This window comes from Vibrio sp. Vb0888 (genome assembly GCF_033338835.1).
GTDB classification, from domain to species: domain Bacteria; phylum Pseudomonadota; class Gammaproteobacteria; order Enterobacterales; family Vibrionaceae; genus Vibrio; species Vibrio alginolyticus.
In genome coordinates this window covers 149,366-162,584 of record NZ_JAWOTL010000007.1, presented here as the reverse complement: position 1 = coordinate 162,584, position 13,219 = coordinate 149,366, and the positions used below count along the sequence as shown (strand labels likewise).

Annotated in this window: 7 protein-coding genes; 4 read left to right on the top strand and 3 right to left on the bottom strand. The window is 48.9% G+C overall.

Annotation, left to right across the window (positions count from 1 at the left end):
• The 3 genes from R7P72_RS12480 to fdhF form a co-directional block, all read right to left on the bottom strand.
• Entirely contained in the window at positions 1–372 is a 372-nt protein-coding gene (locus tag R7P72_RS12480) for a hypothetical protein (RefSeq protein ID WP_027726579.1), read from the bottom strand.
• A gap of 192 nt (positions 373–564) precedes the next feature.
• The gene (locus tag R7P72_RS12475) at positions 565–1,491 is read right to left on the bottom strand and encodes an endonuclease/exonuclease/phosphatase family protein (RefSeq protein WP_213906910.1); all 927 of its coding nucleotides are present in this window, start codon (positions 1,489–1,491) and stop codon (positions 565–567) included.
• Between the two features lie 93 nt (positions 1,492–1,584).
• On the bottom strand, positions 1,585–5,823 hold the full coding sequence (gene fdhF, locus R7P72_RS12470) for a formate dehydrogenase subunit alpha (RefSeq protein WP_213906911.1): 4,239 nt from the start codon (positions 5,821–5,823) through the stop codon (positions 1,585–1,587).
• Between the two features lie 315 nt (positions 5,824–6,138).
• On the opposite strand from fdhF, the gene R7P72_RS12465 reads away from it, so the two are divergent.
• The 4 genes from R7P72_RS12465 (at position 6,139) to R7P72_RS12450 (ending at position 13,183) form a co-directional block, all read left to right on the top strand.
• Positions 6,139–6,561: a hypothetical protein gene (locus R7P72_RS12465; RefSeq protein ID WP_132936334.1), complete on the top strand. Its 423-nt coding sequence runs from the start codon at positions 6,139–6,141 to the stop codon at positions 6,559–6,561.
• Between the two features lie 135 nt (positions 6,562–6,696).
• Positions 6,697–8,088 (top strand): TolC family protein, encoded by a 1,392-nt coding sequence (locus R7P72_RS12460; RefSeq protein ID WP_213906912.1) that lies wholly within the window; start codon positions 6,697–6,699, stop codon positions 8,086–8,088.
• Between the two features lie 164 nt (positions 8,089–8,252).
• On the top strand, positions 8,253–9,971 hold the full coding sequence (locus R7P72_RS12455; RefSeq protein WP_053307856.1) for an efflux RND transporter periplasmic adaptor subunit: 1,719 nt from the start codon (positions 8,253–8,255) through the stop codon (positions 9,969–9,971).
• Positions 9,972–9,973: 2 nt separating this feature from the next.
• Positions 9,974–13,183 (top strand): efflux RND transporter permease subunit, encoded by a 3,210-nt coding sequence (locus R7P72_RS12450; RefSeq protein WP_213906913.1) that lies wholly within the window; start codon positions 9,974–9,976, stop codon positions 13,181–13,183.
• Positions 13,184–13,219: the final 36 nt, after the last annotated feature.

The following is a 13,219-nucleotide window of genomic DNA, read 5'->3' as shown; positions in this document are numbered from 1 at the left end:
TCAGTAGTACTCACCTAAAGAGCAATCGTGCAGGTCTGAAATGCTATAACTTCTTAGCGAATTGATTTTGAAGTTGAAAACCACTTGTTTGCATACGTTGCGACTGCGGTCGCTATAGGTGATGTAACCTTCGCTGTATGCACGTTTACCGCTGGTTGAGGTGATATCTGCGTTCAACTCCAGATGCGCCTTGTGCGCTTCTACACGTTCCATCATCTCATGTACGTCAAGCCACTCTTCACGGTTGGCCATTTGGATCAGCATCGATTCCGCCTGTGTTTCTAGCTTTTGCGGATAAACGTAAAAACGGTTATAGGCAAAATAGGCGCTCATTAAAATAAGTATTAACACTGCTGAGGTAGTTCTTGTCATACAAGTTGCCTCTTATCATTATGAATTTCTGCTTTTCTCTATATTCTCAGTATAGGAAGCGGATGGAGTTTAGGTTAAAGAATTCACCCAAATAACAACTTAAGGTCAGAGTCCGTCAATTCCATGACAAGCCACACCACGATTTAACCTAATTCTAAATAACTAGACACTTTACCAATAGAAAGTACTAACTCATTGCCCGATTAGAGTCGTCACCAACCTGTGATCAGAGCCATTCGGTTGATCTGTCGATGCTCTTGAACAGATTCTCCGATTTGAGTTTTCTGACTTAAGCCAGAGGTGATCAATCCCTATCATGGCGAAAGCAGGAACCGGCAAGCCTTTCACTGATGTTGGCCAACTGGCAACAGGTTGAGTTTGGAAACGAGAAAACAGCCCATTAAACCTCGGGCTTGAAGCAGAAAGATTGAAATCCCCTATCACGATCATTTCTGGTGTTGGGTACAAATCGGTAAGGGTTTCTATGGTTCGAATCAGTGCATTGCGGCGTTGCCATAACGGCTCAGTTCTTGGCGAGGGCGGATGCGCCGTCATTAAGGTAATTGGGTTGTCCACTTGCCATGTTGCTCGAATCACCTCTTGACCATCTGGGGTGTGATAAATCGAAACAGGCTCCAAAGGATAGCGGCTCAAAATCATCTGATTTGACGGGTAACCAACACCGCGCTGGCCGCCATAATAGAAAGGATAAATGTCGTCAAGAAGATGAAGCTTCTCCCCCACTTGAGGCGAGAGCTCTTGCATCACCACCAAATCCGAAGGGTGTTTAAGCAAGTAATTAATGAACTGATTAATGTCCGGATTTTCGTAGAACAGGTTGAATTGGACTATTGTCAGCGGATTTTCGCAGGTTTGGTTGTTTGTGATTTGAGTGGGTAAGAGAAACGCAATAGAAGCGAAGCCGATTAAAGCAGAGAAAATGGCTTTCGCCCAGTGACGACAAACCAAAAGTACCAAAGCAAAACCTAGGTAGACGAATAAAAGGAGAGCGGGAATCGAAGTTAGATTCTCCGCCCACCAAATATCATGATATTGCCTTGCCACCAGCCAAATTGAGGCAGGTAGAAACAACACAACCCATTTAATGACTCTCAGCACACGCACGGCTCATTTAGCGATTACATATCATAAGCTTATATGTAATCGCCCAACTCGCCAGTGCACTGCTGAACTGTATCTAAACAGATTGGCTTAAATGGAATGAACCGCTTCCGTTGCAGGCTCTGTGAGCAGCGCTTTTTCGCTCACTTCCACTTTAACCGCAGCAACTTTGAACTCAGGGATCTTCGCATGTGGATCAGTCGCCGTTGTCGTTAGGCGGTTCACTGGCGACTCAACAAAATGGAATGGGATGAACACCACTCCTTTTTGAATTCGCTTAGTCACAAAAGCATTAATCTCAATGCTGCCGCGACGTGTAGACACTGTCAGACGCTGACCATTACTGATACCTAGCGCTTCTGCGTCTTCCACGCTCACCATCGCACGTGGACCAGCAAGGTTATCCAACCCTTTGGTTTTGCGCGTCATGGTGCCAGTGTGGAACTGCTCAAGTACACGACCTGTAGTAAGCACCAGTGGGTACTCTTCATCTGGCAGCTCAGCCGCATAACGGAACGGTACGCCCACCATTTGCCCTTTACCACGAGTAAACTGGGTTTGGTGCATGATGCGCGTACCTGCCGGGTTGTTCTTGTTGCTCGGCCATTGCACGCCATTTGGCGTGATCGCCTCCCAACGAAGGCCTGCGTATTGAGGTGTCACTCGTGCGATTTCATTAGTGATATCAGACACGCAGCGGTAGTCCCAATCACTGCCCATGGCATTGGCGATCTCTTGGATAATCCACCAATCTTCTTTCGCTTCACCCGGTGCCGTGACAACCGGATTCACACGCTGAACACGACGCTCCGTATTGGTGAAGTGACCCGCTTTCTCTGCAAACGAGCAAGAAGGCAGAACCACATCCGCGTATTGTGCAGTCTCCGTTAGGAAGATGTCTTGCACCACTAAGAAATCGAGCGCTTCTAAACCTTCAATCACGTGCGCTTGGTTCGGGTCACTCAACACTGGGTTCTCACCCATGATGTACATACCACGAACGTCACGATGGCAAGCTGCATCGATAATTTCAGTCAACGTTAACCCGTGCTCAGACGGCAGATTTGGCGCGTTCCATTCAATCGCAAACTTCTGACGCACAATAGGGTTGTATACCTTTTGATAGCCCGGGTAGCAATTTGGCAAAGCGCCCATATCACACGCGCCTTGCACGTTTGATTGACCACGCAGCGGGTTGATACCACCACCTTCAATACCGATGTTGCCACACAGCAATTGCAGGTTAGCGATAGAACGCACGTTGTCATGACCTGTCGTGTGCTGAGTAATACCCATCGAGTAGTAAACAGCCGTACGATCTGCCGTACCGATCATGCGCGCCATTGCTTGAATGTCTTCAGCTTTTACGCCCGTCACCAACTCCACTTTATCGAGATTGTAAGCTGGCGACATCACTTCTCGCAACAAGGTATCAAAGCCGTCGACACGTTCTTCGATGTACTCTTGATCGTACCAACCGTTCTTGATGATCTGCTGCATGACGCCATTTAAAAGCATCACATCCGTACCCGGACGGTGCGCCATGTACAACTCAGCATGCTCTGCCATATCGACACGTTTCGGGTCAGCCACAATCAAGCGAGCGCCGTGGTGACGAATGGCTTGTTTGATATGTGAAGCGATAATCGGGTGCGCCGATGTAGTATCCGAACCAATAATAAAGATCACATCCGAGTGCTTAATGCTTGGAATGTCGTTGGTCATTGCACCACTACCGAGTGATGCCTCAAGACCGGTTACACTCGATGCGTGACACAAACGCGCACAGTGGTCGACGTTATTGGTGCCCAATTCACGGCGGACAAATTTTTGGAACGCGTAGTTGTCTTCATTGGTGGTTTTTGCTGAAGAGAAACCCGCTAATGCGTTGCTGCCAAAATCTTGCTTGATGCCAGAGAACTTGCTCGCAATCAGTTTAATTGCCTCTTCCCAGCTTGCAGGCTGCAACCAACCGTCTTTGCGAATCAATGGCGTGGTAAGACGCTCTTCACTGCCAATGAAGTCAAAACCAAAGCGCCCTTTCACACAAAGCATGCCTTGGTTCACCGGCGAGTCACCGCCTTTCACGTAACGAATCGTATTGGTTGCTTCGTCCACGAACATAGTCAACTTACAGCCCACACCACAGTATGTACAAATGGTGTCGACCGCTTTCAGATCTTCAGTGCGACCTTGCGAACGGTCACGACTATCGACCATCGCCCCCGTTGGACATACTTGAACACACGCACCACATTGCACGCAGTTCGAATCGCCCATCAGAGTTAAACCATTCTTGTTACTTCCAAAGTGTGGACGATCGTCTGGACGTAACGCAGGGCGACCTTGTTTATCGCACACAAAGTTCAGTACACCGTGCACGGCTTTGTCGCGACACGCTTGGATGCACTGACCGCAGCTAATACAGCGGTTAGCATCAAACTCAATAAACTCAGAACTGCGGTCAACTTCGTACTTATGACGCAAGTCTTTCGCACGAAAATCTAACCAATCTTGGTGTGATTTAATCTGAAAGGAGAAGTCAAAGCTTTGCTCAGCTTCATATTCAGTGGAGTAATCACGCAGCGCACAATCGGTATTTGCCTGACAGCCACATTCTAGACAGCGCGCCGCTTCCTTCATCGCTTCTTCGTTATCAAAGCCTAACTCCACTTCAGCGAAGCTTTGCTCGCGTTGTGCTGGAGTCAGTTCAGGCATGATAGAGCGAGCGACTTTTTGGATGTTCTCGAAGTGAAGCGGGTCGACTTGAGAAAGTTTCTTCTCTTTTCGTGAGTTGAACGCCGCCTTTGGCATATCCGCCATATCGCCATTCAAAAACAGGTCAATGGCTTTTGCCGCAACGCGACCATCACCCACTGCTTCAACTGCCGTTGCTGGACCACGGCGGAAATCACCAATACTGAAGATGTTACCCGTGCCTGTGTGCATGGTCTTTTCATCTGCATCGGAGGTGTTCCAACGCGTAAGTGGAATCGACAAATCTTCTCCTTCGAGGAAGCTCAGATCTGGCTTTTGCGATACTGCCGCAATCACGGTGTCGAACTCTTCGGTGAAGAACTCGCCTGTTGGTTTAGGGCTTCGACGACCAGATGCATCTGGCTCACCCAATGCCATGCGCTCTAGACGAATCGCATTCACGCGTCCGGTTTCATCGGCAAGATTTTCAGCAGGGTTGGTCAAGAAGTGGAATTTCACCCCTTCGTGTTCCGCTTCGACAATCTCGTAGTCTTCTGCTGGCATTTCGTCACGAGTACGACGATAAATCAACGTGGTGTCGGCACCAGCACGACGCGCAGTACGAGCACAGTCAATTGCCGTGTTACCACCACCGATCACCGCGACTTTCTGACCCGTGACGTAGTTTTGCTCAGTAACGTAATCTTTTAGGTAATCAACGCCTAAGTAGCAACCTTCAAGGTCACTGCCTGTGTAATGCATTTCGACCGCTTGAGACGCGCCGACAGCCAAACACACTGCATCGTATTCTTCGCTCAATTGAGAAAGTGTGAAATCCACACCCAGTTTTTGGTTGGTGCGAACCTGCATGCCATTACGGCACATCAATTCGATTTCTTTATCGAGAATGTCTTTTGGTAGGCGATATTCTGGAATGCCATAACGCAACCAACCGCCCGCTTTTGGCATGGATTCAAAGACCGTAACGTCGTAGCCTTCATTCGATAAGTAGTAGCCAGCCGTTAGACCACCAGGACCACCGCCAACAACGGCAATGTTCAAACCTTTGCTTGATTTCTTTTCTGGTACGTAGGCTTCATGCGCAGATAAATCCGCATCCGCGGCATGACGTTTTAGCTGACGAATTGCAATTGGTTCATCGACTAACGAGCGGCGACATTCGCTCTCACAAAATGCAGGGCATACGCGGCCAATCGATAACGGCATAGGCAGCGTACGCTTAATCACTTCAATCGCTTTTTGATGATCGTTCTGTGCGATGTGATAAAGGTACGATTGGATATCTACACCCGCTGGACACGCGGTTTTACATGGCGCTTCACAATCGGCGTAATGGTCCGTCATGATGCGGTTGAGTGCTTTTCTGCGGTGCTCGCTTAATTGTTCTGATTGCGTGACCACATTAAGGCCGCGGTAAACTTCGAGTTCACACGCACGCTTAGTACCGCCACTTTCGACTTCAACTACACACAAGTCACACGGTACTTTTTCATTACTTTTGTTCATTCCGCACAGCGATGGGATCTCGACCCCACACACTTTTGCTGCTTCTAAAAGGGTTAGACCCTCTTCTACAATTCTATATTTTCCATCGATGACAATTTCTATCATGCAACCCCCGCAGCAAAGCAAATCCAAATCTGCACAAGTAAAACCATACATTCTATAAGGATAATGATTTGTAAGACAAGTTAGTGTGATGTAAAACTTATAAACCACATTTTTCACGTGTCATAAAAAGCGAGGGCTTCTTTCGCTAACTTTCAACACTCGGTGTTTAACAAACGTTTTACTCCCTCGAAAGTGCGAAAACTGAAGGGTTGGACTATTTTGATAATAAGAGTAATAAATGATTGACCTTACCCTTAGGTTAACCTTTAGAATCGAAGGGTTTTCATCATTTTCATCAAACACATGGGAAAGGGTATGCACTTAAAATCGCTGCATACAATCTGGTTAACTCTCTTCACGACGCTAGTACTATTGGTATCTAGTGTGGCGAACAGTGAGCCGTTGATGAATATTCAAATGATGTCTACTGGCATGGCTCATCATCCTTCTATGATGAGTGACAGCGAACACTGCGGTATGCCTGGCATGATGGACGTCTCCATGACAGACGCTTCTCTGTCCGAAGATGGCGATGCAAGAGAAACCAGCATGAACTGTGGTGGAGGCTCCGGCATGGTTCATACCTGCTGCACTGCCGCGTGTACGATAGTTTTCGTCCCCCTACCGAATCCTATCAATAGCCCAATGCCCGTCGTCTATCGCGCAACCATTACTCCTGAAGTTGCTTCCCCAGTCGTACACGTCAGCCGCGACCTGTACCGACCTCCTATAGCCTAAATCCGTCCTAGCATTCGACCCTGCGCGTGTATCGCAGGTTGTTTTAATGCGCCTGAACGATGAGGTAACAAGGCTTTACTGTTCCCGCAATAAAATCCGCACCTCCATCGATCCGGCGAACACTGGATTTAGATTATGGATATCAAACCATACCGCTTAGCTGCACCTATTTTTATGGTGGCTCTGGTCGCTGCGCCAACCTTGGTTAACGCCGCAGGTAAAGAGACGCACGCAGCGCAAAATTCCGCATCAAGTGAGCGAGCTTCAACGACCAAGCTTGCCCAACTGATCAACGTCGCTTTGAGTAACGATGGCAATCGTAAGCAATACTCTGCGCAATCTGCTGCCATGCGTGAAACGGGCGTCGCGAGCGCGACCTTGATGGACCCAAAACTGAAAGTGGGTTTTGGCGGCTTGCCTGTCGACAGCTTCAAATTCGATGAAGACCCAATGACCAACATCTCCGTTGGTTTAATGCAACAGTTTGAGCGTGGCTCTACGCTTGATTTACAGCAGAAGAAAGCCAATCAACAAGCCGACGGCCTTGGGCTTCAAGTTCATGCTCGTGAGCTTGAGGTAGCCAACAGCATGACTCAACTTTGGTTAGAGCTTGGTTACCAGCAACGCGCTGAGCAAATCTTGCTTGAGAACCGCAAGTTGATGAAGGAGATGGAAAGCTTTATTCAAACCAACTATTCGATTGGTAAGAGTGAAGCGCAAGACCTACTCAATGCTCAATTACAAGTCAGCAAGTTGGATGAGAAACTGCAAGCCAACGCACAAATGCAACGTCGTCTTATCTCTCAACTCTCCGAATGGTTGGGGTCAGATTGGTTGGCGAATGAACAGGCCCTGCATGCGAGCAATCAACTTAATTGGGACACACTGAACAGCAAACTTGCTGCCAGTCAGGGTTCCACCAAGCATTATCAGCAACTCAGCCAACACCCGATGGTTAAGATGACCGACGTCAGCATTTCTGCCAATAAAACGCAGGTGGAAATTGCTGAGCAAGCCTACAACCCGCAGTTTGGCGTCGAAGTAATGTACGCCTACCGCCAAGCCGACAACATGATGGGTGAGCCAGCATCAGACTTGGTCAGCGCTTACCTCACCATGGACATTCCGTTGTTTACGGGTGACCGCCAAGATCGCAATCTCGCGGCCGCTCAATACCAAGTTGGCGCGGCACAATCACAAAAGGACACCTTACTAACGCAGATGAATGCCAAGGTGAACACTTTGCTGGTTGATCGCGGCAACTTAACCCAACGCTTAGAACGTTATCAATCCACCTTATTGCCTCAAGCGAAAGCGCGCATCCAAGCCGTTGAGCGGGGTTATCAAAACAACACAGCGCAGTTTAACGATGTGATTTCCGCCACGACTGACGAGTTGGCTCTGCAATTGGAGCAACAACGCCTACTGACCGATCTCAACATCGCAAACAGCAATTTAGCCACCCTACTCGGTGGTTTCGACTATCAAGTGGCTTCACCGGAAGCTCGCTCTATTTCGACATATTAATTTGTGATTCCCCAAGACAGTTGGGGCTACAGCTAGGCGGCAAACGAGAGAATCCCATGAGCACTTTCCCTAACAAACTAAGGGATCTGCTATGTGATTTGGGTGAACGAGAGCAGGCAACAACGCTGTAGCGTCAAATGTGAAGGGGAAAATAAGGTAAAACAATGAAAACATTTAAAATTGCAACCATCGCGCTGATTGTTGGTGGTGCTTTAGGGTTTGGTGCTAATCATTTTCTTACGGGCTCGACTCACGACATGAGTGCTATGGGTGGCGAATCTGCTGCAAGCTCTAATGATCCGCTTTACTGGGTTGCCCCAATGGATCCGAATTACAAACGCGACAAGCCGGGTAAGTCCCCAATGGGCATGGATTTGATTCCGGTTTACGCAGAAGACCTATCCGGTGAACAAGACGCACCGGGTACAGTGACTATTGACCCTTCAGTAGAGAACAACCTCGGGGTTAAAACCGCAAACGCGACACTACAACAGCTATCACCACGCATCGAAACGGTTGGCTATATTGCCTTTGATGAAAGTCTGTTATGGCAAACCAACGTTCGTGTGGCGGGTTGGGTAGAAAAACTCTACATCAATGCCGTGGGTGAGAAAGTGAAGAAAGGCGATGTGCTTTTCACTCTCTACTCTCCTGAACTGGTTAAAGCACAAGAAGAATTGCTGAATGCGTACCGCACTGGCCGCAAAGGTCTTGTAAAAGGCGCGACCGAACGCTTGGTAACGCTTGGTGTTGACCGCGCTCAAATCAAATCCATTACTCGTAGTGGTAAAGCATCGCAAACCATTGAAATCAAAGCGCCTGCTGATGGCGTTATCGCGAGCTTAAACGTGCGTGAAGGTGGCTATTTATCCCCTGCTCAAGCGGTGATCAGTGCAGGTCCTTTGGACAATGTTTGGGTTGATGCAGAAGTCTTTGAGCGTCAAGCACACTGGATGAAAGCGGGCTCTCAAGCCACGATGACCCTTGACGCGATTCCGGGCAATGAATGGCAAGGTGTCGTAGATTACGTGTACCCAATCCTCGATCCGAAAACACGTACGTTGCGTGTGCGTCTTAAATTCCCTAACCCAGATGGCGCATTGAAGCCAAACATGTTCGCCAATATTGCCTTGCAGCCTGTCACTGACGACGCAGTGTTAACGATTCCTAAGTCATCTGTTATCCGCTCTGGCGGTATGACTCGCGTTGTTCTGGCGGAAGGTGATGGCAAATACCGTTCTGCTCGAATTGAAGTTGGCCGCGAAGCTGGCGAACAAATCGAAGTATTACAAGGACTTAAACAAGGCGATAAGATCGTTACTTCATCTCACTTCATGCTCGATTCTGAATCAAGCCAGTCTGCGGATCTGTCTCGCATCAATGGTGTAGAAGCAGCGGCAGAAACAGCATGGGCCAAAGGTGAGGTCACAGACGTAATGAAAGATCACCGCATGCTGACCATCAACCACCAGCCTGTACCAGAATGGGATTGGCCGGGCATGGTAATGAACTTCACTTTCGCAGATGGCGTTGAGATGGGTGACTTGAAAAAAGGTCAGGCTATCGAATTTGAAATGCAAAAGACGGAGTCCGGTCAGTACCAAATCGTTGACTATAAGGCAGACAACAGCGTCATTGCAGCAGAAGTTTGGCTAACTGGTGACATTAGCATGCTGATGGCTGATTTTGGCATGATCACCTTAAACCACCTACCGGTTGCAGAATGGAACTGGGATGCAGGTGAGATGAACTTCTCTGTGGGAGAAGACGTTGATCTATCGGGTTTTGAAGAAGGACAGAAAGTTCGGTTTCTAGTTGAAAAACAAGGATCTGACTACGTTCTTAAACAGCTAGTTCCTGCAACAACAGCCGTCGAGGGTTAATTATGATCAATGCTATTATTCGTTGGTCACTGAGCAACCGATTCCTAGTGTTGGTCGCGACCTTAGCCCTTGTATTAGGCGGACTTTACAGTGTAAAGAATACGCCTGTTGATGCGATTCCGGATCTTTCTGATGTGCAAGTGATCATCAAGACAAGCTATCCGGGTCAAGCTCCTCAAGTCGTCGAGGATCAAGTTACTTACCCACTCACCACCGCCATGCTTGCCGTGCCGGGTGCTGAGACGGTTCGTGGCTACTCTTTCTTTGGTGACTCTTACGTTTATATCATTTTCAACGATGATACCGACATGTACTGGGCACGTTCACGCGTGTTGGAGTACTTGAGCCAAGTAGCACCAAAGCTGCCACCGAACGCAAAACCAACCCTAGGTCCTGATGCAACGGGCGTGGGCTGGGTTTACAGCTACGTATTACAAGACAAAACCGGCAAGCATGATTTGGCGGATCTTCGCAGCCTGCAAGACTGGTTCTTGAAGTACGAATTGCAAACCGTTGATGGCGTTTCTGAAGTTGCGACCGTGGGCGGCATGGTGAAGCAGTATCAAGTGCAGATTGACCCTGCCAAGCTTCGTGCTTACAACCTCACTCTGCAACAAGTGAACATGGCAATCCAAAACGGTAACCAAGAAACCGGCGCGTCCGTTATCGAAGTGGCCGAAGCCGAGCACATGGTTCGTACCACGGGTTACCTAACCAGCATTGAAGACATAAAATCACTGCCGCTAAAAGTCACCGAGAAAGGCACGCCGTTGCTATTAGGAGACATCGCAGACATTAACCTTGGTCCACAAATGCGACGAGGTATCTCAGAGTTGAATGGCGAAGGTGAAGCAGTGGGTGGCGTTATCGTAATGCGCTTTGGCGAGAACGCCAGTGAAGTGATTGCGAAAGTCAAAGACAAACTCGCAGACCTGCAACGCAGCCTACCAGAAGGCGTGGAAATTGTTGCAACCTACGACCGCTCTACCCTTATCGATTCAGCGGTAGAAAACCTATGGAAGAAGCTTGCAGAAGAGTTCATCGTCGTTGCGATTGTGTGCGCGTTGTTCTTATTCCACATTCGTTCTTCATTGGTTATCGCTCTGAGTCTACCGGTCGGTATTCTCACTGCGTTTATCGTAATGCATTGGCAAGGCATCAATGCCAACATCATGTCCCTTGGTGGTATCGCGATTGCCATCGGTGCCATGGTGGATGGTGCAATCGTGATGATTGAAAACGTTCATAAGCACATTGAACGAACGCCACTGACCGACAAAAACCGCTGGCAAGTAATCGGCAAAGCCGCAGAAGAGGTCGGCGCACCGCTGTTCTTCTCATTGCTGATCATTACTCTTAGCTTCGTACCGGTGTTCGCCTTAGAAGGCCAAGAAGGCAAGATGTTCTCGCCGCTTGCGTTCACTAAGACGTACGCCATGGCAGCGGCAGCAGGTTTGGCAATCACGCTCGTGCCTGTACTTATGGGCTACTTCATTCGCGGTAAGGTGTTACCGGAACACAAAAACCCAGTTAACCGTGGCTTGGTCGCGCTGTACCGCCCGCTGTTGAATACCAGCTTAAAATACCCTAAGACCATGATTGTTATCGCATTAGGTCTGATGGCGTCGGCTTACTACCCAACCAGTAAACTGGGTAGCGAGTTCATCCCGCCGCTGGATGAAGGCGACTTGATGTACATGCCAACGACCTATCCGGGTATCTCAATTGGTAAAGCACGCGAGCTTCTACAACAAACCAACAAGCTGATCAAAACCGTTCCTGAAGTGAAAACCGTATGGGGCAAGATTGGCCGAGCTGAGACCGCAACCGATCCAGCGCCACTCACCATGATTGAAACCGTGATTCAGTTGAAGCCACGCGATCAATGGCGCGAAGGGGTAACAACCGAGTCACTGCGCAAAGAGTTCGACAAGTTGGTTCAGTTCCCTGGTCTTACTAACGCTTGGGTAATGCCTATCAAAACGCGTATCGACATGTTGGCAACGGGCATCAAAACCCCTATCGGCATTAAGATCGCCGGACCTGATCTGAAAGTGATTGAGAAGATCGGTTCTCAGCTGGAGCCAATTCTTAATGGCGTACAAGGCACGGCATCGGTTTACGCTGAGCGTGTAGCAGGTGGTCGTTATGTCACGATCGACATTAAACGTCGTGCAGCAGCGCGTTACGGCTTAAGCATCAAAGACGTTCAGCAAGTGATCTCCACTGCGGTGGGTGGCATGAATGTGGGTGAAACCATTGAAGGCTTGGAGCGTTACCCAATCAACGTTCGTTACCCACAAGACTACCGTGATTCAGTGGTTAAACTGCAAAACCTACCGTTAGTGACACCAAATGGCGCTCGTATTGCGCTGGCTGATGTAGCGGACATTCGTTATGAAGATGGCCCTCCGATGATCAAGACAGAAAACGCACGCCCGAACGGCTGGGTATTTGTCGACATCGATGGTCGTGACCTTGGCTCTTACGTCGTAGAAGCGCAACAGGTTGTTGCTGATCAATTGGAACTTCCTGCGGGTTACTCACTGGCTTGGTCTGGTCAATACGAATACATGGAGCGTGCGAAAGACCGCTTGAGCGTCGTGGTACCAATCACCATCGCCATCATTATGCTGCTGCTTTACTTCAGCTTCCGTCGCGTCGGCGAAGTGATGATCATCATGCTTACGCTACCACTCGCTATGGTTGGTGGTTTGTGGCTCATGCATATCCTCAACTACAACTTCTCGATTGCTGTTGGGGTCGGCTTTATTGCCCTCGCAGGCGTCGCGGTTGAAATTGGGGTCATCATGCTCGTCTACCTCAACCAAGCGTGGCACTACAAAAAACTCGATGCAGAAGAGAGCCAACAGAAGCTTGAGGCGAAAGACCTAACTGATGCCATTCGTGAAGGTGCAGGCCTACGTGTTCGCCCAGTAATGATGACGGTACTGACGGTCATTATTGGTCTGATTCCGATCATGTACGGCGAAGGGACAGGATCAGAAGTCATGCAACGTATCGCCGCGCCAATGATTGGCGGTATGGCATCGGCACTGCTGCTGACGCTGTTGGTACTTCCAGCCATCTTCAAGCTGTGGAAACAACGTGAGTTGCGCCCAAACAACTCAACTCCGAGCCAAACAAGCACGCAAGCTGGCAACCAAATCGAAAACGCCGACAACACAGATCGCACTGGTAACAACGCTTAATCCCTACCTTCCCCTCAAACATGCCGTTTGGGGGGA

What these genes read in the sequence shown, in the direction of transcription:
- R7P72_RS12480 (WP_027726579.1), bottom strand. Translation starts at nt 372, where the DNA reads ATGACAAGAACTACCTCAGCAGTGTTAATACTTATTTTAATGAGCGCC.
- fdhF (WP_213906911.1), bottom strand. Translation starts at nt 5,823, where the DNA reads ATGATAGAAATTGTCATCGATGGAAAATATAGAATTGTAGAAGAGGGT.
- R7P72_RS12465 (WP_132936334.1), top strand. Translation starts at nt 6,139, where the DNA reads ATGCACTTAAAATCGCTGCATACAATCTGGTTAACTCTCTTCACGACG.
- R7P72_RS12460 (WP_213906912.1), top strand. Translation starts at nt 6,697, where the DNA reads ATGGATATCAAACCATACCGCTTAGCTGCACCTATTTTTATGGTGGCT.
- R7P72_RS12455 (WP_053307856.1), top strand. Translation starts at nt 8,253, where the DNA reads ATGAAAACATTTAAAATTGCAACCATCGCGCTGATTGTTGGTGGTGCT.
- R7P72_RS12450 (WP_213906913.1), top strand. Translation starts at nt 9,974, where the DNA reads ATGATCAATGCTATTATTCGTTGGTCACTGAGCAACCGATTCCTAGTG.